The following is a 21,042-nucleotide window of genomic DNA, read 5'->3' as shown; positions in this document are numbered from 1 at the left end:
AATGAATAGAATTAGTCCCCAACATAATTCTATTAAAATTTCCTTTTTTTCTTTGTTACAATCGTATTATCAATTTCAATAGTTCCACTTTCATTATTGATTATACTTTTTTGGCTCAATTTTATAACGGTAGAGTCACTAGCCACCATCTTTCTAAATTCTTTATATGTGCCGGGGAAGCCGGTTACATTTATGGTAGTATTTCTAGTTTCTATGATTATTTCATACATGGGGTGAACCAAATAATCACAACCTGCTTTTTTTACAGCATCTGCTATAGCCATATTTTTGCCATATTCTTTATTCAGCTTGTATTGTTCTGATTTCATAATATATTGACCAGCAATTTTGGTGTTTTTTATTTCTACTTCTGCAATTATTGGATGGGCTAAAATGCCTGTTTTATTGATGTTATCAACATCTGTAGTTTTAATTTTACTCATTGTTCCGCAGGAAGTAATAAATAATGCAAATAGAGCAACTGGAATTATTTTTTTCATCAGTTTATTTTTTATTGATTTAAGCCAAAGGTAGCAGGAGCCACTATACCAGTAAATACTCATAAATAAGTATTTTTTAGGAAGTAGTTTAAGGTTGTAGATAGCATAAATTAAGTGCCTCAAGAATCTGTATAGTACGCTATACTTTGATTAACTTTGTAATTGCTATTGGGGCCGACCGGTTTCGACAGCGAGAAGGATTTATAGGTAAGCATGTCGAGCTTTTAGTTTTTGGCTCGTTAAAACTAATGCTAAACTTTCGCTAAACGGCGAGAACAACTACGCGCTTGCGGCTTAATACTCGATAGAGATTAACCCTAATTCTGCGACAAGGTCGTAGAACAAGCTAGGCCTCCGGAGATTTTGCTCGGTAATTTTCGGAATCGGCTTATCAGACTATTGAGCTAGCGAACTCAGCGCTTCGATGGGTTGGCGAAACTAAAGAAGATAAGGTTTGAAGAGGTCGTTTTTAGCCATTTCACTCCCGACAATTAAGTAAAGACTACACATGTAGAAAGCTTATCGGTTCCTCGTTTGGACGAGGGTTCGACTCCCTCCGGCTCCACCAAATAAAGCCTTAAGTGTCAATACACTTAAGGCTTTATTATTTATCGATAGTGTGAATGATGGAGAATAAATTGTCTTTGAGTGTCTGTAATGATGAAACTTAAGTTTTATCGTTCAATCACAATTCCACCTATACTCATTCTAACTTTCTTGTTTTTCTCTTTTGCCGCTTTAATCTCTTCCTCCTTACTAGTCAAGTTCAATCTTTTTTTTACTTCAAAAAGCAAAAGATTACTCATGTATCTCAGGGATTCATCAGTGTCCATAATTGGAGTGGATTCCTTTATCTTCTTTTGATCGCTTGCTATAGTTTGGGTGGTGTCTGAATTGACCGCTAGTTTCTGAGCCATGGAGGAGTATCCACAACATGATAAAAATAGAAATAATAGAATTCGTATCATTAAATCAGAAAAGCTGGTTATCTTGTTTAATTCAATGCAAATTAGAAAAAACTTGGAAAAATCTACTATACAAACCACACAAAATTGTGAGAATTGTCAGTTTGAATTAGAGGAAAAGTTTAATTATTGCCCTAATTGTAGTCAAAAGATTGCTTTTTCCAATAAGTTAGGAGAGTTGTTTTCACACTTTCTAAGTGATTATTTTACTTTCGACTCTAAAATTGGAAGAAGTATTATTCCTTTAATTACCCAACCTGGTTATTTGACTCAACAATTTTTATCAGGGAAGAGAGAGCGTTATATTCAACCCCTTCGATTGTTTATCTTTTTGAGTATTCTTTTCTTTTTATCTCTGAGTTTGTCTGTCGATATACGTATTGATGAGTTTTCAGAAACAATGAATGAACCTATAGTAAGTAATGGTTTTGGAGATGCTTTTTGGGACCGATATTTTGGTTCTTTACTGCCTAAGCTATTTTTCTTTTTATTACCGCTTTTTTCATTAATGGTAGCTTTATTATATCGCAAGAAACGATTGAATTTATTAACCCATTTTCTGTTCGCTCTGCATTTTCATTCTACTGTTTTTTTGATAGGAATTATCTACGAAATACTTAGTTTGGGGTTTGCTCGATTTGAGCTGTATTTCTTCAATTCAATTCTGTTATTTTTTTCATTGGTATACCTGCTTTATTATTTATGGAAAGCGCTGATGGTAGTTTATTCAGATGATTGGAAGAAAACTACCTTGAAGATGGGAATATTAGGCGTACTTTATAGCTTATTACTAATCTGTTCTACAATAATCTTGTTCGCCTTGAGTATAAATTATTAATTTGGTAGACTAAACAATCAATCATGAAAATAGGTATCATTAGAGAAGGTAAAACTCCTCCAGATAAGCGTGTTCCGTTTACCCCAAAACAATGTCAATTAATAGTTAGTCGTTACCCTCAATTGGAATTGGTAGTACAATCTAGTCCAATCCGTGCTTTTTCTGATCAAGAATATATCGATGCAGGAATTACTGTTGAGGCGGACATTTCAGATGTTGATGTTGTTTTTGGTGTGAAAGAGGTACCCATAGAAATGCTATTGGCGGATAAAACTTATTTCTTCTTTTCACATACCATTAAGGAGCAACCTTATAACAGAAATCTTTTATTGGCTATGATGGAGAAAAGTATAAAGATGGTTGATTATGAATGTCTGACAGATAAAAAGGGTAAACGACTGGTCGGCTTTGGAAGGTATGCAGGGATAGTTGGTACTTATAATGGATTTTTGGCTTTTGGAAAAACAGCTAAAGCTTATGATTTGAAACCTGCGAACAAGTGTGCTGATCGGATAGAAATGGAAGGAGAGTTAGACAAAGTAAACTTGCCTTCAAATTTTAAAATTGTTTTAACTGGTACAGGAAGAGTGGGGAAGGGAGCTGTTGAAATTCTAAAAAAGTTAAAAATTAGAGAGGTAAAGCCCGCGGAATTTTTAGAGGAATCATTTAATGAGCCCGTTTATGCTGTTCTTGGTGTGAAAAGTTATAACAAGAGAATTGATGGAGGAGAATTTAAGGTCAGTGAATTTTATGAATCTCCTGAGGACTTCGAAAGTAACTTTTATCGTTTTGCGAAGGTTGCTGATATGTATATCCCCTGTCATTATTGGGATTCAGAAGCTCCATATGTCTTTACCAAAGAAGAAATGAAACGTTCGGATTTTAAAATTAGAACCATTGCAGATATAAGTTGTGACATTGATGGTCCTATTCCATCAACTGTAAGACCTTCAACCATTGCAGATCCAATTTATTATGTTAATCGGTTGACAGGGAAGGAGACGAATGAGATCAATGCAGATACGATTACAGTAATGGCCGTAGACAACCTACCTTGTGAATTGCCAAAAGATGCTTCAGAGGATTTCGGAAATGAGCTAATCAATAATATATTACCTAATTTATTAGGTACTGATAACGATAGAATTATTTATCGTGCTACGATAACTGAGCGGGGTGAATTGAATGATGAATACGAGTATTTGCAAGGTTATGTTGATGGAAATTAGTGGTTTGATAGCCAACATAAATAATGAATAATTTGGATTCCAAATCCATCTTAAAAACAAGAAAGCTCAAAACATTTGTTTTGAGCTTTCTTGTTGGGATTAAAAAATCATAATGAATAAAAGTTTAAAAGAATTTTATTTAAAACTTTAACTCCTTCAACCCTTCAATAGTTTTTTCAGGCTGATCTGATCCAAAAACATAACTTCCAGCAACTAAAACATCAGCACCACAAGCAACTAATTCTGCAGCGTTTTTGTTACTTACACCACCGTCAATTTCAATTAAAGCCGTGCTATTTTTTCTTGTAATTAGCGCTTTTAAATCTTTAATCTTGTTGTAGGTATTTTCGATATAGGACTGTCCTCCAAATCCGGGGTTAACAGACATCAGGCAAACTAAATCAATATCTTGAATAATATCCTCTAAAAGATAGATAGGAGTATGTGGGTTTAGTGCTACTCCTGCTTTCATTCCTTCTGCTTTAATGGCCTGAATGGTGCGATGAAGGTGAGTACAAGCTTCATAATGTACAGTTAAAATATCTGCCCCCGCTGCTTTAAAATCTTTAATGTATTTGTCAGGCTCTACTATCATCAAGTGCACATCGAAGGTTTTTGTGGCGTGTTTTTTTATCGCCTTAATCACTGGCAAGCCAAATGAAATATTAGGAACAAAAACACCATCCATTACATCAATGTGATAGTAGTCTGCTTTACTGGTATTAATAAGTTCACAAGCGGGCAATAGGTTAGCAAAATCAGCGGATAATATTGAAGGGGCGACTAAATGTGACATCTCTATTTTTTTTGCAAAGGTACTATTCAAAAAAGAAAAAACCCTTCTCGAATTTTCGAGAAGGGTAAATATTTGTTAACCTAAATAAGTTTTTAAATTTTTACATCGTGTATTTATTCGAAGTCGACGAATAGCTTTTTCTTTTATCTGTCGGACTCTTTCACGCGTCAGGTCAAAATGCTCGCCAATCTCTTCAAGAGTTAAAGGATGTTTTCCTGCTAGGCCAAAATAGAATCGTATGACATCTGCTTCTCTAGCAGTGAGCGTCGTAAGTGTACGTTCTATTTCATTTTTTAATGATTCTCTTAGTAATAAGTCATCTGGTTCAGGACTATCTGTATTCTGCATTAAGTCGGACATATTACTACTATCATCATCAGAGGAGATCGGAGCATCAATACTTACATGTCGTCCAGAATGCCTGATATTATCTTTTACATCACTTGCGGATAGGTCAAGAATATCGGCAATTTCATAGTTTGAAGGTTCGCGTTCATACTTCTGTTCCAATTCAGAAAATGCACGCTTAATTTTGTTAATTGATCCAATCTTGTTGAGGGGTAATCTTACAATTCTTGCTTGTTCTGCTAATGCTTGTAAAATGGATTGACGAATCCACCAAACAGCATAGGAAATGAATTTAAACCCTCTAGTTTCATCAAATCTTTGAGCAGCTTTAATCAGGCCTAAATTGCCTTCATTAATTAAGTCGGGAAGTCCCAGTCCTTGATTTTGGTATTGTTTGGAAACAGATACTACAAATCTTAGATTGGCTTTGGTTAGTTTTTCTAAAGCTAAAGCGTCACCTTGTTTGATTCTTCTTGCTAGTTCAACCTCCTCTTCGGCAGAAATCAAATCGACTCTGCCTATCTCCTGTAAATACTTGTCAAGAGAAACCGTTTCTCTATTGGTGACCTTCTTAGTAATTTTTAGTTGCCTCATGAAATGGGTTTGGTTTTGGTTAATACTTAAGTTGGTCTCGAAAACGAAATCCCATAAATTTAACGAAAATTAACTTCCAATTTTTACACGTACGTAATTAAAATTACTGTTTTTATGATTCTCTTTTATTTCTCGATCTTTAAATCTCATTATTAATGTTTAGCAAAAAAAAAGAGGAGATAAAAAATTATCTCCTCTTGATAGTATCTAGAAAAAGTAATTAAGCTTTTTCTTCTGTCTTTTCAGGTTTTGGCAATAATGCTTTTCTTGAAAGTTTCAATTTTTTAGTTTTAGGGTCGATTGCAATTAATTTTACTTCAACCATTTCCCCTTCTTTCAATTCATCTTCTACCTTATCTACTTTCTTATGTGCGATTTCAGAAATGTGCAATAGGCCGTCTTGTCCTGGTATAATTTCAATAAATGCCCCGAAAGCAACAATCGATTTCACCTTACCTTTATACACCTCTCCAACTTCAGGAACAGCAGTAATTGCTTTAATTCTAGCTAAAGCATCCTTGGCTCCGTCTCCATCAGTAGATACAATATCAATTACTCCTTTACCATCAACTTCTTCTAAAACGATAGTTGTTCCTGTCTCTTCTTGAATGGACTGTATAATTTTTCCACCTGGTCCGATTACAGCACCGATCATCTCTTTTGGTATAGTAATTTGGATAATTCTAGGCGCGTTTGATTTGTAATCTTCTCTCGGTGCAGAAAGTGTTTTCATCATCTCTCCTAAGATATGCATACGACCTTCTTTTGCTTGATCCAATGCTTGCTCAAGAATTTCATAAGATAACCCTTCTATTTTGATGTCCATCTGACATGCAGTGATTCCATCTTTAGTCCCAGTCACCTTAAAGTCCATATCTCCTAAATGATCTTCATCACCTAAAATATCAGAGAGAACAGCAAATTTGCCATCTTTTCCACTGATTAGTCCCATGGCAATACCACTTACTGGTTTCTTTATCTTAACTCCTGCATCCATCAGTGCAAGAGTTCCTGCGCAAACAGTAGCCATTGAAGAAGATCCGTTTGACTCTAAAATGTCAGAAACTACACGGATGGTATATGGATTTTCATTTCCTGTTGGAATCATAGGCTTTAATGCCCTTAACGCTAAATTTCCGTGACCAATTTCTCTTCTACCTGGTCCTCTGTTCGGACGCGCTTCTCCTGTGGAGAAAGATGGGAAGTTATAATGTAGAATGAATTTATCAGAACCTTCGAATAGTGCGGCATCAATTCTTTGTTCATCTAATTTAGTTCCCAAAGTAACAGAAGTCAATGATTGTGTTTCACCTCTAGTAAAAACTGCAGATCCATGTGAGCCTGGTAAGTAATTTACTTCAGACCAAATAGGACGAATCTCCGTAGTTTTACGTCCATCTAAACGAACTTTTTCATTTAATACTGCATCGCGTACAGCTTCTTTTTCAACATCGTGAAAATATTTTCCAATTAAAAAAGCGTTTCCTGCTACTGTTTCTTCATCAAGTGTAGCAACAAAGTTTTCTTTTACTTCTTTAAACAATCTAGCTCTTTCATGTTTATCTGCTAAACCTTGCTTAGCGATATCGTAGCATGGTTGGTAACAAGCAGCTTCAATTTGCTTCAAAAGCTCTTCGTTGTTTTTCTCGTGACTATATTCTCTCTTTACCTGAGCCTTTTCTACCTGAGCAGCTAATGCATTTATTCCTGCTAATTGGATACGGATAGTATCGTGTGCCAATTTAATGGCCTCTAACATTTCTTTTTCAGAAACTTCTAACATTTCACCTTCTACCATTACCACACTGTCCTGAGTAGCAGCAACCATAATGTCAATATCTGCTGATTTAATTGCTGTGAAGTTGGGGTTTATTTCCCACTTTCCATCAATTCTTGCAATTCTAACTTCTGAGATTGGACCATTAAATGGAATATCAGAAACCGCTAGTGCTGCAGATGCTGCTAAACATGCTAATGCGTCAGGAGTAGTATCCTGACCAGCTGAAATTAATGAAATTTGTACCTGTGTATCTGCATGATAATCACTTGGAAAAAGTGGTCTTAATGCTCTATCTACTAATCTACAAACTAATATTTCGTAGTCTGAAGGTCTTGATTCACGTTTTAAAAAGCCACCAGGGAATTTACCTGCTGCTGAGAATTTTTCTCTATAATCTACCATTAAAGGCATAAAATCAACGTCTTCTCCTGCTGATTTTGCTGAAACTACAGTTGCTAAAAGCATTGTGTCTCCTTGCTTAACAACTACCGATCCATCGGCTTGTTTCGCTAATTTTCCTGTTTCGATTGAAATGGTCGTTCCATTTCCTAAATCGATTGTTTGTTCAATTCCTAATTTTGACATAATTATTGTTTTCTGTTGTCAGTTGATAAATAAAAAAAGGGGGAATGTAAAACAGTCCCCCAAATGATTCTTATGCTATGAAAATTAAAGTTGCTTTCAAGAAATTATTTTCTAATTCCAAGATCTTTAATTAATTCTCTGTATTTGTTAATGTCTTTGTTTTTTAAGTAATCTAAAAGATTTCTTCTTTTACCTACTAATCTTACTAATGAACGCTCAGTGTTAAAATCTTTATGATTTTTTTTCAAGTGCTCTGTAAGATGACTAATTCTGTGGGTAAATAATGCAATTTGACCTTCTGTAGAACCAGTATTTGTTTTCTTCTCTCCGTATTTCTCGAAAAATCCTTCTTTAATTTCTGTAGTAAGATACATATCTCTTCTTTTATTCTTGTAAATTTTAAGGCTGCAAATGTAATAAATTTATTTAAAAATAAATTACTTTTTAAATAAATTCAATACTTGAATTAATTTTTGTTTTAACTCTTTTCTATTAACTATAAAATCAAGGAACCCATGTTCTAAAACAAACTCAGCAGTTTGAAAATCTTTAGGTAAGTCTTTACCAATGGTTTCTTTTACTACTCTAGGGCCTGCAAAACCTATCAACGCTCCGGGTTCAGAAATATTGATATCTCCTAACATGGCAAAGGAAGCAGTAATACCTCCGGTTGTAGGGTCTGTTAACAAGCTGATATATGGAATTTTTGCCTTAGAGAGCTGAGATAACTTTGCAGATGTTTTAGCCATTTGCATTAAAGAAAATGCAGCTTCCATCATTCTTGCACCACCCGATTTTGAAATCATCAAAAAAGGAATATTATTCGCAATGGAATAATCAATAGCTCTTGCAATCTTTTCACCAACTACTGAACCCATCGATCCACCAATAAAGGCAAAGTCCATAGCAGCTACTACCAATTGATTATCCCCTATTTCCCCAACAGCCGTTCTTACAGCATCTTTTAATTTGGTCTTCTTTTGGGTCGCTTTTAAACGATCCGTATACTTTTTAGTATCGGTGAATTTTAGTGGGTCACCTGATGTCATGTCTGCATCTAACTCCAAGTATTTTCCATCATTAAAAATGATTTTAAAATACTCCTCGGAGCTAGCTCGTTCGTGATATCCACATTCTTCACATACCTTTTGATTCTCGATATGATCATTGTTGGGCACTACATGCTTACATTTGGGACAACTGTACCAAAGGCCTTCCGGTAATTCTTTTTTCTCTTTAGTAGGAGTAAGAATTCCTTCTTTTATTCGTTTAAACCAACTCATTTGCTCTTCTGTCTCCAATATTCTTTAGCTTATTGTGATTTCCTTTGCAAGGTAAACATCTTGGATGGCATTTAATAATTGAATCCCTTCATTTACTGGTTTTTGGAATGCTTTTCTTCCAGAAATCAAACCATGTCCACCTGCACGTTTATTGATTACTGCAGTTGTTACAGCTTCAGATAAGTCTGTAGCCCCTGCTGATGCTCCTCCTGAATTAATTAATCCATTTCTTCCCATGTAGCAATTTGCAACTTGGTAACGACATAAATCAATTGGATGATCAGTGGTTAATTGTGAATAGACACTTTTATGTGTTTTACCAAAATTGATGGCATTATATCCACCATTGTTAGTAGGTAATTTTTGTTTTATAATGTCAGCTTGAATTGTTACCCCAAGGTGATTGGCTTGTGCAGTCAAATCAGTTGCAGTATGATAATCTACTCCGTCTTTCTTGAAGCCTGGATTTCTTAAGTAGCACCATAGAATGGTAGCCATTCCTAATTCGTGAGCTCTTTCAAATGCCTGAGCAATTTCAACAATTTGGCGGTTACTGTCATCAGAACCAAAATAAATTGTGGCTCCTACAGCAGTAGCCCCAAGATTCCATGCTTCTTCTACCGAACCAAATGAAATTTGAGAATAAGTCTCAGGGTAGGTCAAAAATTCATTGTGATTTAATTTTACAACGAAAGGAATTTTATGAGCGTATTTTCTTGAACAAGAAGCTAGAACTCCAAAAGTAGAGGCAACGGCATTACATCCTCCATCAATCGCTAATTTTATAATGTTTTCAGGATCAAAGTAAATAGGGTTGGGTGCAAATGAAGCTCCTGCTGAATGTTCTATTCCTTGATCTACAGGTAAGATAGATACATATCCAGTATTTGCTAATCGTCCATGTCCATATAATGCTTGTAGGCTTCTTAATACTTGTGGACTTCTATTGGTGTCCTTAAACACATTATCAATAAAGTCTGCACCTGGAAGGTGAAGCATATCTTTACTTATGGTCTTGCACTCATGGTTCAGTAAATTGTCTGATTCTTTACCAAGCAAGTCTACAATATTGTTATAGGACATTTTTGTTTCTTTTTATAGATTGTTAATATACTGGAGGACAAAACTAATAAAATTATAAAAGATGTCACTTTTGTTACTCTTCTAAATTTATTGAATTATCAACCATTTGTTTTACTGGATTTTTTCAATTGCATTTTTGAACAATTGAAGCACATTTTTAGGTAAACTTAGATGAGTTACCAATCGAATTTGTTGATGTCCCATTTGAACAGCAAGTATCCCGTTTTCTTTAAGTTGTGTTAGAAAATTAGCGGTAGTGATACGCTCTGAATGAACAAAAATGACAATGTTGGTTTCTACTTCTAGAACATGTTCTACTAAAGGGTGACAATCCAAAATTTCAGCTATTTTTTTTGCTAATTCATGATCGTCTTTCAATCGATCGATATTATTGGTCAAAGCAAAAAGACCAGCTGCGGCCAAAAATCCTGCTTGACGCATACCTCCGCCTAAAATTTTACGAATTCTTCTTGACTTCTTGATAAAAGAATTGTTGCCTAATAAGAGGGATCCAACTGGTGCACCTAAACCTTTGGAAAGACAGATAGAAATGGAGTCGAATTGTTCACCATAATCTTTTGGTGTTTGCTCTGTTTCTACAATAGCATTGAATAATCGAGCCCCATCCAGATGAAAAGGTATCTGATGTTCCTTACAAATGGCCGCAATGGCTTTTACTTCTTCAAAATCGTAAATGCTTCCTCCTCCCTTATTACAGGTATTTTCTATCGATACTAATTGAGTAGGAGGAGCATGCACATCATCTGGGTTGATGTTCTGCACAACTGATTCTGCCGAGATTTGTCCACGGTCTCCATCTAATAATCGAGTAGATAATCCTGAATTGAACCCTATTCCTCCTCCTTCGTACCTGTAGATATGCGCTATGTCACTACAAATGACTTCCCCGGGGCTATTGGTGTGAACTTTTATTGCAATTTGATTGGTCATGGTTCCTGACGGACAGAACAAAGCCTCCTCCATTCCAAATAAATCGGCAGCGTAAACTTCCAACTTCCTAACGGTTGGGTCGTCGCCTAAAACATCATCACCTACAACGGCTTGCATCATTGCTGATAACATTGCTGGTGTTGGTTGTGTTACGGTATCACTTCGAAGATCAATTATCATATATTTGTGGTCTTAATTTTCTAATGGCCAATTTACGACCTATGCGAATAATTACTAGTTTAGTTTTGCTTTTATTTCTTTCTACCAGTTATGCCCAAGAAGATAGAGTAGATGAATACAATCGAAATTTGGATGATTTAACCATTCCTAAAAGAGGTCCAAACAAAGCCAAATATACTCATGCCTTCTTGTCATATGGTTTCATTATAGGGGAATCTGTTGGAGATAGTAGTTCTATAAAGTATGGTAATTCATCTACCTTTAGTGTTGGGTTTAGATCAAAATATAGGCTTACTAAGTTTTATGAATTGGGATATGAGATTGCTTACCTAAGAACACGTTATTTACCAGTTCAAGATTCATTAAAGAATTTGCCGGATGGAGAGTTGCACGATAAAGAGATGTTAGCAAATAATGCTTTAGAGGTTTTAGTTTTTAATCGATTTAAGTTGAAAAATAAAGACCATTCTGCTGGGATTTTTATAGATATAGGAGCCTACGGAAATTGGAATTATAGGAATGTTCACTACACTAAAAATGAAGATGCTATTCCGGGAGCAGGTAGAACTGTTGTAAAGAATTACTTTTTGGAATACATGAACGACTATGCATATGGTCTAACTGCGCGAATTGGATTTAACCGATTTGCACTAGACTTTAGGTATCGTTTGTCAGATGTTTTTGACTCAAAAGCAAAATATGGAGAATTACCCAATATGGTAATCGCACTTCAATTGGGACTTCACCAATAAAACTTACATCCCAAATCCTGGTAGCATTCCTTTTGCAGCTCCTGCCATTTCGGCATTGGAAACATTCTCAGCTTTCTCAATTGCTTTGTTGATGGCAACCATCATTAAATCCTCAATCTGCTCTTTGTCACCTTCAGACATTAAACGGTCGTCAATAGCGATAGAAGTTATTTTTTTATTAGCGGTGGCAACTACTTTTATTAGTCCATTTTCGGCTTCTCCTTCCACGCTTATAGTATCTAATCTCTTTTTAATTTTCTCAGTTTGCTGTTGCATTTCTTGCAACTTACCCATCATATCTCCGAACATACTTTAATCTTTTTTTTCAAATTTTTTATTGATAAAATAGATAGAAATCAACCAGATTGCAAAGGATATTATGGCAACATATCTTGTTATCGTACTTTCATCACCAAAGATGAAAAAACTAATCCCAATTAGTCCAAACAATATAATTGCAACAATTCCTTTGAGTTGATCTTTTCTATACATAAGGCAAATTTAGTAAACTCTTTGGGGAATAAGGCGCATCCATTTTCACTACTTTTGACTATAAATACTCAAAACAGATGAATGTAATTTTATTTGATGATCATTATCGTACCGACTTAATGCCATTTACTCTTACTAGGCCATCAGCAGAGTTAAGAATAGGAATTGACACTATTAGTGAGAAGTGGAGAAGAAAAATGGGTAAAGAAGTGTCATTTCTATGCCCCGAATATTTGTCTGATAAATATGCAGTTCGGTATGGAATTGAAAATATCTATATTAATGGAAGGTATATACCAAATGAGGAGTTGATTAAGGAGATTCTGCACTTAAAGCAAGAAGAGGTGTTGTTTGACAATGATTCATTGGTAGCTTTTAGATCAAGTAAAGAAATAGGTTTTAATGATATAGAACAATTAGAAGGAAATCAATTACTGAAAGCCGAAGTTATTTCAATTCAACATTGGTCAGATATTTTTAGGAAGAATGGAACTGTATTGATGCAAGATTTTGTCCAACTGATCGCCAACCGAACTAGCAGGTCAATAGATTCTTCTAATACTATATTGGGTGATGTGAGTAAAGTCTTTATAGAGCAGGGAGCTCAGGTAGAAGCAGCTATTTTGAATACAAAAAACGGCCCTATATATATCGGCAAGGATGCCGAAGTTATGGAAGGAAGCATTATACGCGGTCCTTTTGCGATGGGTGAGGGTGCTACATTAAAATGTGCTACAAAAATTTATGGCCCAACTACAATTGGCCCTCACTGTAAAGTAGGTGGAGAGGTAAATAATTCGGTCATTTTTGGATATTCCAATAAAGGACATGAAGGTTTTCTGGGAAATTCTGTTGTTGGAGAATGGTGTAATCTAGGCGCCGACACCAACAATTCGAATTTAAAAAATAATTATGGGACTGTAAGCTGTTGGAGTTACACAACAGAACGATTTGAGGATACCAACTTGCAATTTTGTGGCTTAGCTATGGGAGACCACTCCAAAAGCGGTATCAATACCATGTTTAATACTGGCACAGTGGTAGGAGTGTGCGCAAATGTTTTTGGTGGAGGATTTCCTATAAAACATATCCCTAGCTTTAGTTGGGGGGGAAGTGATGGATTTGAAACATTTAGACTAGATAAAGCATTTGAAGTAGGAAACCGAATGATGGAGCGACGAGGAATGAGTTTAGATGAAACGAATAAAGCCATTTTAAAGTCGATATATGATCATACAGCGAATTATCGAAAACATTAAATTGACAAAATTGCCGATTCTCCAGATTGGCACAGCCCTTGAATAAACCCACCCCTGAATTAAAATTGGTTGCGACTATGAAGTAGTCTGCCATTTTGACTAAAAAACGAGAGGAGATAAGATGAAGAATAGCTTTAATTTCGATCACTTGAATTTTTCAGGATTGATTGATGATGAGACAGAATTTATACCATTAATGACATCAGAGGATGAGGAGAATATGAACTCTGAAGAAACCCCTGATGAATTGCCAATTTTACCGCTTAAAAATACAGTGTTGTTTCCTGGTGTGGTTATTCCAATCACAGTAGGACGTGATAAATCAATAAAATTGATACAAGATGCCAATAAGGGAGATAAGACTATTGGTGTAGTTTCTCAATTGGATGATAAAATCGAAGATCCTGTATTTGAGCAAATGAATAAAGTGGGAACCGTCGCGCGTATTTTGAAAATGTTCAGAATGCCTGACGGAAATACTACGGTGATTATTCAAGGTAAGAAAAGATTTCAGATAATAGAATTAACAGCAACTGAGCCATACCACAAGGCTAAAGTTGAAGATTACGAGGTAGGCGAGGTTCCAACTGATCAAGCTTTTACTGCACTAATAGATTCTATTAAGGATATGTCTTTCAGAATTATAGATAATTCTCCAAACCTACCTTCTGAGGCGTCTTTTGCGATAAAAAATATAGAGAGTCCTTCTTTCTTAATCAATTTTATAGCGAGCAACATGAATGCTACCGTTGCTCAAAAACAACAAATATTATCAGAAAAGGATACTAAAGAACGAGCCTTGTTGTTACTCACTCATTTGTCGAAAGATCTACAAATGTTAGAGCTTAAAAACGATATTCAAAGTAAAGTAAAAACGGACATAGACAAACAGCAAAAGGAGTATTTCTTGCATCAGCAAATGAAGATGATTCAAGAAGAGCTGGGTGGTAATCCTCAAGAGCAAGAGATTGCAGAGTATAAAAAGAGAGCCCTAAAGAAAAAGTGGACTAAAGAGGTGAAAGAACGATTTGAGAAGGAGTTGAACAAACTTCAACGGATGAATTCTTCTTCTGCAGAATATTCTGTCCAGATCAATTATATAGAGACTTTATTAGATTTACCATGGAGTGAATACACCAAAGATAAATTTGATTTAAAGAAGGCGCAAAAAGTATTGGATAGAGACCATTTTGGCCTGAAAGAAGTGAAAAAAAGAATCATTGAACATTTAGCAGTTTTGAAACTGAAGGGAGATATGAAATCTCCTATTTTATGTTTGTACGGACCTCCTGGTGTAGGTAAAACATCGTTGGGTAGGTCAATAGCAGAGGCATTAGGGAGAAAATATGTGCGAATGTCTTTGGGAGGATTGAGGGATGAAGCTGAGTTAAGAGGACACCGTAAAACATATATCGGTGCCATGCCTGGAAGAATCCTACAAAGCTTAAAAAAGTCAAAGACTTCTAATCCTGTTTTTGTTTTAGATGAAATTGATAAGTTAGGTTCCGATCATCATGGAGACCCTTCTTCTGCAATGCTTGAAGTATTAGATCCCGAACAGAATAGCACATTCTATGATAACTTTATAGAAATGGATTACGATCTGTCAAAAATTTTATTCATCGCTACTGCGAATAGTCTGAGTACCATTCAACCTGCGTTGAGAGATCGAATGGAAATCATTGAAATCAATGGATATACTGTCGAAGAAAAAGTCGAAATAGCGAAGAAGCATTTAATTCCTACGCTATTAGAGTCTCACGGAATAAAGAAAACCGACGTAGTAATTTCAAAAGAGATCATTGAGAAGGTATGTGAAGAATACACACGAGAGTCGGGAGTAAGAGGATTGGAGAAAAAGCTAGCTAGTATAGTGCGTTATGCAGCAAAGTCTATTGCTTTAGAAGAAGATTATAATCCAAAGATTTCTGTAGCAGATTTGCAATCCATATTAGGACCGGGACATTCAAAAGATAAATATCAAGGCAATGATGTTGCAGGAGTGGTGACAGGTTTAGCATGGACTTCAGTAGGAGGGGATATTTTGTTCATTGAGACTAGTTTGAGTAAAGGTAAAGGCAAGTTTACGTTGACTGGAAATCTAGGTAATGTGATGAAAGAGTCAGCTACATTGGCTTTAGAGTATTTAAAAGCTCATTCAGAAGCGTTAGGATTGGATGCTGAAGTGTTCGAAAACTGGAATGTTCATTTGCACGTTCCTGAAGGAGCGACTCCAAAAGACGGCCCATCTGCAGGTATTTCTATGATGACGGCTTTGGCATCGGCATTTACACAACGAAAAGTGAAGAGAAATTTGGCGATGACCGGAGAAATTACCCTCAGAGGTAGAGTATTACCAGTAGGAGGGATCAAAGAAAAGATTTTGGCAGCTAAGCGAGCTGATATCAAGGAAATTATATTGTCAATAGACAATAAGAAAGACATTGATGAAATTGACGCAGCTTATTTAAAGGGTTTAAAGTTTCATTACGTAACTGAGATGATTGAAGTCATTGATTTGGCTTTATTAAAAACAAAAGTAGATAACCCGATTAAGATTAGTTAATTAGAGCGTTTATAAAATTAAAAACCTCATTCTTTTTATAGGAATGAGGTTTTTTTGTTTTAACTATTTGGTTTTCTGTTCTACTTCCCATGTTATCCCCCAGTTTTTAACGTAATTTTCAAGTGGAGGCAAACCGACTTCTTTTCTGCGTTGATTTACATATTCGGGTTCGATCATCTCAAAAACCTTATAATTGCCTTCCTGATCTCTTGATATTTGAGAACCATAAATTTGAGGACGGCCTTCTCGCATTTCTATACGATCGATTAATAATGCCAAAGAAGACCAACTTGCTTCCTTTTCATTAGCAGCTTCTTTCATTATAGGTAAGTATTTTTTTTGTGTCTCTAAATCTGCATGCTGAATTATTAAGAATACTGTTTGAGCAGCACTACCTCCTACAGCAGATCTTTTTGGCCATCCAATTTCTGCGATTATTTCTTCGATTCGGTCTAGGTTTTCATCATTAATAAGGTGCTTCAATTCCCATAATGCCTTAATAATTGGAGAACCCATTCCATTTTGTTTGTCCGCTAATTTTAGATGATAATAGAAAGCTTGATCTTTGATTTTCATACGCCATAACTCTTTTGAGAGTTCAGGATTAGCGTATTTTTGATGTTTTGCCTCAATTTTTGCAATCATCTGATTCTCAAATTCTGTCCAGCGATTATCATCAATTAAAAAATAAAAGTCAGGGTCATTTAAAGCCTGAACCATAGAATCGGAATCCGTAGCGATATGCAAATACTTAAATGCAGAGTCTGTGTTACCCATTAGCGCATAGGCGCATGCATAGTTGTAGGTGTTTAATCGATTGTTAGGATCTATATTATAAATAGAATCATAAAGCAGAATAGCATCTATTAATTGACCACTTTTAAGATGTAGGTCTGCAGGAGATGGGTCACTATTCTGGGAAAAAAGATTAATTGAAAGTATAAGACAAACATGAAGGGAAAACTGTTTCATAAGCTTTAGAATTATAGTAAATTGTAATTCAGAAGCTTAAATATAGCCTTTTTATTTATTTTATTAGAAGGAAAGCAATTTTTGAAAAATTACCAACCAAACTGTTCGCCTATCCCCTTTGCTTTTTCGCCAAAGTTGGATGCATTGAACCATTTATCTTGAACCTTAAGTGTTTGTTCCATAATATCTCGAATGCAACCTTCTCCACCTTTTTTTGGAGAAACATAATGAGAAATGGCTTTGATCTCCTCGGCTGCGTCTGATGGACTGCAAGCTAGACCAACTGCCTGCATTACTTCATAGTCGGGGATGTCATCACCAACGTAAAGTACATTTTCAGCTTTTATTTGATGTTTTTTCAAGCAATTATTAAAAACGGCCATTTTGTCTTTACAACCTAAATTGACGTGTTCTATACCGAGTCCATTTAGCCGTTTGCGAACAGATTCAGATGTTCCTCCAGATATGATTTCAATATGGTAACCCAACTTTACTGCTAATTGAAGGATGTATCCGTCTTTGATATTAAACTTCCTTATTTGGTCTCCGTCTGGCATAACTAACACTGAGCCGTCTGTTAGAACTCCATCTACATCTAAAATAAATGTTGAAATATTTTTTAACGACTGCTTGAAATTTGACATTTATTTACGGCTTTTTGTAATGCTTTCGCTTAGTAGCGCATATACTTGTTGAAATTCTTTTTTTCCTTTAAGGAATTCTAGATGGTTGGAAATGATTTTCTGGTCATTTCTTGAAGCAGGGCCAGTTTGTGATTCAGCAGGCGTTGAGCTGTCCAACTTTTCTACAGTTCTTTTTATTAGTGGTTTTATAAGCTCGAATGATATGTTTTCATCTTCTAAAATTTGTTGCGAAATATGGAACATGTAGTTACTAAAGTTATTTGCAAAAACTGCCGCCACATGAAGCGCCTTTCTCTTCTCTGAATCCAACAAGAATACCTTCTTTGAGATGCTGCTTGCTATTTCAATAAGTTCATTTTCTACTTTTTTGTTTGAAGCCTCTAAGCTAATTGGAATAGGCAATAAGCTTTCTATGTCATGCTTAGAAAAAGTCTGCAAAGGATAGAAAATACCATATTGTTTGAATTTATTTTCTTGAAACACAGACAAAGGGGTAGTTCCTGAAGTATGTACAATTAACTTGTCTTTGATTTTTAGGTTTTCTAAAATACTAGTTATCGAGTCATCATGAACAGCAACAATTATTAAATCAGTCTTATCGCTTAAATCGGAAAGTTTGGTGGTATAGTCACAATTAAAAGTATGGCCTAAAATCATCGCGCTTTGATGACTTCTGCTAAAAACTTGATGGATGATATGTCCTTTATTTTTTAAAGCTGCTCCAAGATTGGTGGCAACATTTCCTGCTCCAATCAAAGTAATTCGCCTCTTTTTAAGTGGTATAGCCATGTTCTCTTATGATTTTAATTTTGGATAACGAATCCGATTTATTACTGCAATTATACTACCAATTGTCATAATAATGCAACCTAGCCAAAGAATATTAATGTAAGGGAAAACAATGGCTTGCATGATAATAAAATCAGAGGCATTGGATGTTTTCTCTTGCTTCAAAATAGTGAATTCTCCAGTTTCAGTGTTGATGTTTTTAAAGTTGAACTTCAACCCTAAATTTTCAACTTCTGATGAGATGCTAAATAGTCTATTTTGACGAATTACAAGAATGGGTTTAGCTTCGAATGTTTGACCTTTCACATTCATTGCTTCTAAATTTAACCCTACGGCAATGTCAGTTGGTTGAAGATTATTGGATTCTAAATCAATATTTTTATCAATACCTCTAACTACAATAATACTATTAGTAGCAAATAAAGTATCTCCAACTCGAACCAAGTTGGTATCTGGCTCTTCGAAGGCATTAGGGTCTTCAAGTGCGGGGTCATCCAGATCTGCATAAGTTACATGAGTAAAAATATCTTTATTCCAGAAGTGTTTAGTAGCAGGCTCAGGAACATTACCCATTTGTTCGTTTAATTGCACAAATGGGCGTAATTGAAATTTAGTATCATATTTACCGTTATCGTCAAGTTGGTAATAATTGATTTTATAATATATGTTATGTCCTTCCTTTTCTCTGCCCTCATAACTAATGAAATGATTGCCCATTAAAACAGTATCGCCTTTGATTAGCATAATGTTTTCTTTATTGGCATTTTCATTTTCATTCATTTTTATCTCAATACCAGAATTATTGACAGAAATGATTTCCTTATTACCAGCTGAAATTAAAGCTCCGATCAATAATAACCCAAATCCAATATGGGCGATTGCAGCTCCAGATTTTTTAATTTTTCCTTTTAGTATACGCAACCAATAGTCTGCATTGGCAACTACCGCATATGTTGCAGCAAACATTAATAGTCCGTGATAATAATGTTGAAATTGCAACTGTGTAGCTACTACAATTGCTATCAGAAGGGATATAATAGCTGAAAATGCGGTGTCTTTTAAGAACTGTTTTTTATCTGTTTTCTTGTACTTTAAATAGTGTCCGATTCCAATGAACATTGAGATTAAAGTGGCGAGTGGTAACTGCCAGGAGTTATAATGTGCGTTGGCCTCAGTTGGAGGAGCCATATTGGTTCCAAAAATGGCATTTATAACTGGAATACTGGTCGAAAAAGTAATTTGAAAACTTGAAATTAAAAGCACCAAAGCTCCTAAAAACATCCAAAACTCTCTAGACCATAGGTCTTCTTCTGTTTGCTGTTTAGGGAGATTTTTATAACGAAGAACCAATAAAGAAACTGCTGCAACTACAAGTACAAGTAGAATAAAAATCAACTGTCCTGGTAATCCATCAGCGAATGAATGTACCGATGTTTCTCCTAAAATACCGCTTTTGGTCAAATAGGAAGAGTACATTATTAATAAGAAGGAGAATAGAGCAAACAAGTAGGTGCTCAACATAGAGTTGGGCTTTACTTTATTGATTAGCATTAAGTGTCCAGCACCTACTAGTATCAACCATGGAACTAAAGATGAATTTTCTACTGGATCCCAAGCCCAAAAACCTCCAAAGCTTAACGCCTCGTAAGCCCATGCACCACCCATCAAAACACCAAGACCAAGTATCGCAATTCCTGCGAATGTCCATGGTAAAGCAGGTTTAAGCCATTCTGTGTATTTTTTTTCAACTAAACTGGCAAATGCAAAAGCAAATGGTATTAGTGTTAAAGCAAACCCAAGAAAAAGAATCGGTGGATGAATAGTCATCCAATAGTTTTGCAACAATGGATTAAGTCCAGTTCCTTCCACAAAACTCAAATAATCAGGATTCTGAACAAACGGCAAATGGATCATATCCGGATGCTCTCTTAACAATATGAACGGATTACTTCCAATTTGAACATCGAATACATAAACTCCTAAGAGCATAGAGCCGAGTAATAGCTGAACGGTAGAAACAACTGCTAGTGTTCCTGCTTCCCATTGCTTAGCCGTTTTCATTAATATGACTCCTAATACCGCATGCCACAGTGACCAAAGTAAAAAACTGCCTTCTTGTCCTTCCCAAAAACAAGAAAATACATAACGCATGGCTAAGTCAGAGGAAGAGTGACGCCAAACATAATAATATTCGAAATGATGGTTGAAAAGTAAATAGAAAAGTACAACTACAATTCCAATGATGCTAACCACATGAATCAGGAAGAATGTTCGTCCCATTTTTTTCCAAGTGTCACCATCTAATGGACTTGAATTAATTGCTTTAAAGTAAGAAAAAGCAGCTAATGTAGAGCAAACAAATGAGAGGATGATTAATAAATTTCCTAATTGACCAGAAATAATATTTTCACCAATATATTCGATATCCATTATTTA

Annotated in this window: 20 protein-coding genes and 1 other RNA gene; 6 read left to right on the top strand and 15 right to left on the bottom strand. The window is 35.4% G+C overall.

What is annotated here, in order from left to right:
* Positions 1–32 precede the first annotated feature (32 nt).
* Positions 33–500, bottom strand: a complete 468-nt coding sequence (locus tag GQN54_RS09270) for a hypothetical protein (protein ID WP_160633262.1) — start codon at positions 498–500, stop codon at positions 33–35.
* Between the two features lie 170 nt (positions 501–670).
* Between GQN54_RS09270 and ssrA the strand changes: the two genes are divergently transcribed.
* Positions 671–1,068, top strand: a transfer-messenger RNA (tmRNA) gene (gene ssrA / locus GQN54_RS09265).
* A gap of 106 nt (positions 1,069–1,174) precedes the next feature.
* Here the strand turns inward: ssrA and GQN54_RS09260 are convergent.
* Positions 1,175–1,417: a hypothetical protein gene (locus tag GQN54_RS09260; protein WP_160633261.1), complete on the bottom strand. Its 243-nt coding sequence runs from the start codon at positions 1,415–1,417 to the stop codon at positions 1,175–1,177.
* Between GQN54_RS09260 and GQN54_RS09255 the strand changes: the two genes are divergently transcribed.
* Together GQN54_RS09255 and GQN54_RS09250 are read left to right on the top strand one after the other, a co-directional pair.
* Entirely contained in the window at positions 1,416–2,303 is an 888-nt protein-coding gene (locus GQN54_RS09255) for a DUF3667 domain-containing protein (protein WP_160633260.1), read from the top strand. The genes GQN54_RS09260 and GQN54_RS09255 overlap by 2 nt on opposite strands.
* A gap of 23 nt (positions 2,304–2,326) precedes the next feature.
* Positions 2,327–3,532, top strand: coding sequence for an NAD(P)-dependent oxidoreductase (locus tag GQN54_RS09250; protein WP_160633259.1), 1,206 nt, complete (start codon positions 2,327–2,329; stop codon positions 3,530–3,532).
* Between the two features lie 139 nt (positions 3,533–3,671).
* Here the strand turns inward: GQN54_RS09250 and rpe are convergent, their stop codons facing one another.
* The 7 genes from rpe to GQN54_RS09215 all read right to left on the bottom strand — a co-directional run bounded on the left by rpe (position 3,672) and on the right by GQN54_RS09215 (position 11,132).
* On the bottom strand, positions 3,672–4,328 hold the full coding sequence (gene rpe, locus GQN54_RS09245; protein WP_160633258.1) for a ribulose-phosphate 3-epimerase: 657 nt from the start codon (positions 4,326–4,328) through the stop codon (positions 3,672–3,674).
* Between the two features lie 75 nt (positions 4,329–4,403).
* Positions 4,404–5,270, bottom strand: a complete 867-nt coding sequence (locus GQN54_RS09240; RefSeq protein WP_160633257.1) for a sigma-70 family RNA polymerase sigma factor — start codon at positions 5,268–5,270, stop codon at positions 4,404–4,406.
* A gap of 220 nt (positions 5,271–5,490) precedes the next feature.
* A complete protein-coding gene (gene pnp / locus GQN54_RS09235; RefSeq protein ID WP_160633256.1) occupies positions 5,491–7,635 on the bottom strand; it encodes a polyribonucleotide nucleotidyltransferase in 2,145 nt (714 codons plus the stop codon).
* Between the two features lie 104 nt (positions 7,636–7,739).
* On the bottom strand, positions 7,740–8,009 hold the full coding sequence (gene rpsO / locus GQN54_RS09230) for a 30S ribosomal protein S15 (RefSeq protein ID WP_160633255.1): 270 nt from the start codon (positions 8,007–8,009) through the stop codon (positions 7,740–7,742).
* A 63-nt stretch (positions 8,010–8,072) separates the two neighbouring features.
* Entirely contained in the window at positions 8,073–8,918 is an 846-nt protein-coding gene (gene accD / locus GQN54_RS09225; RefSeq protein ID WP_160633485.1) for an acetyl-CoA carboxylase, carboxyltransferase subunit beta, read from the bottom strand.
* 24 nt (positions 8,919–8,942) lie between these two features.
* On the bottom strand, positions 8,943–10,001 hold the full coding sequence (locus tag GQN54_RS09220) for a class I fructose-bisphosphate aldolase (RefSeq protein ID WP_160633254.1): 1,059 nt from the start codon (positions 9,999–10,001) through the stop codon (positions 8,943–8,945).
* A gap of 111 nt (positions 10,002–10,112) precedes the next feature.
* Complete coding sequence (locus tag GQN54_RS09215; RefSeq protein WP_160633253.1) at positions 10,113–11,132, bottom strand: threonine aldolase family protein; 1,020 nt, start codon at positions 11,130–11,132, stop codon at positions 10,113–10,115.
* Between the two features lie 41 nt (positions 11,133–11,173).
* Between GQN54_RS09215 and GQN54_RS09210 the strand changes: the two genes are divergently transcribed.
* Positions 11,174–11,884 (top strand): outer membrane beta-barrel protein, encoded by a 711-nt coding sequence (locus GQN54_RS09210; protein ID WP_160633252.1) that lies wholly within the window; start codon positions 11,174–11,176, stop codon positions 11,882–11,884.
* A 3-nt stretch (positions 11,885–11,887) separates the two neighbouring features.
* Here GQN54_RS09210 and GQN54_RS09205 read toward each other — a convergent pair whose 3' ends face one another.
* Positions 11,888–12,193 carry a YbaB/EbfC family nucleoid-associated protein gene (locus GQN54_RS09205; RefSeq protein ID WP_160633251.1) on the bottom strand — a complete coding sequence of 102 codons (306 nt, stop codon included), beginning with the start codon at positions 12,191–12,193 and terminating at the stop codon, positions 11,888–11,890.
* 3 nt (positions 12,194–12,196) lie between these two features.
* Entirely contained in the window at positions 12,197–12,376 is a 180-nt protein-coding gene (locus GQN54_RS09200) for a hypothetical protein (protein WP_160633250.1), read from the bottom strand.
* A 77-nt stretch (positions 12,377–12,453) separates the two neighbouring features.
* Between GQN54_RS09200 and GQN54_RS09195 the strand changes: the two genes are divergently transcribed.
* Together GQN54_RS09195 and lon are read left to right on the top strand one after the other, a co-directional pair.
* The gene (locus tag GQN54_RS09195; RefSeq protein ID WP_160633249.1) at positions 12,454–13,635 is read left to right on the top strand and encodes a GlmU family protein; all 1,182 of its coding nucleotides are present in this window, start codon (positions 12,454–12,456) and stop codon (positions 13,633–13,635) included.
* Positions 13,636–13,756: 121 nt separating this feature from the next.
* The gene (gene lon / locus GQN54_RS09190; protein WP_160633248.1) at positions 13,757–16,201 is read left to right on the top strand and encodes an endopeptidase La; all 2,445 of its coding nucleotides are present in this window, start codon (positions 13,757–13,759) and stop codon (positions 16,199–16,201) included.
* A 63-nt stretch (positions 16,202–16,264) separates the two neighbouring features.
* Here the strand turns inward: lon and GQN54_RS09185 are convergent, their stop codons facing one another.
* The 4 genes from GQN54_RS09185 to ccsA form a co-directional block, all read right to left on the bottom strand.
* Positions 16,265–17,173 (bottom strand): DUF6624 domain-containing protein, encoded by a 909-nt coding sequence (locus tag GQN54_RS09185; protein WP_160633247.1) that lies wholly within the window; start codon positions 17,171–17,173, stop codon positions 16,265–16,267.
* An 89-nt stretch (positions 17,174–17,262) separates the two neighbouring features.
* Positions 17,263–17,817, bottom strand: coding sequence for a KdsC family phosphatase (locus GQN54_RS09180; protein ID WP_160633246.1), 555 nt, complete (start codon positions 17,815–17,817; stop codon positions 17,263–17,265).
* A complete protein-coding gene (locus tag GQN54_RS09175) occupies positions 17,818–18,606 on the bottom strand; it encodes a Rossmann-like and DUF2520 domain-containing protein (protein WP_160633245.1) in 789 nt (262 codons plus the stop codon).
* A 6-nt stretch (positions 18,607–18,612) separates the two neighbouring features.
* Positions 18,613–21,036 (bottom strand): cytochrome c biogenesis protein CcsA, encoded by a 2,424-nt coding sequence (gene ccsA, locus GQN54_RS09170; RefSeq protein WP_160633244.1) that lies wholly within the window; start codon positions 21,034–21,036, stop codon positions 18,613–18,615.
* Positions 21,037–21,042: the final 6 nt, after the last annotated feature.

The sequence above is a fragment of the Acidiluteibacter ferrifornacis genome, from assembly GCF_009909615.1.
Lineage (GTDB): Bacteria > Bacteroidota > Bacteroidia > Flavobacteriales_E > Vicingaceae > Acidiluteibacter > Acidiluteibacter ferrifornacis.
This window is presented reverse-complemented; position numbering and strand designations above follow the sequence as displayed.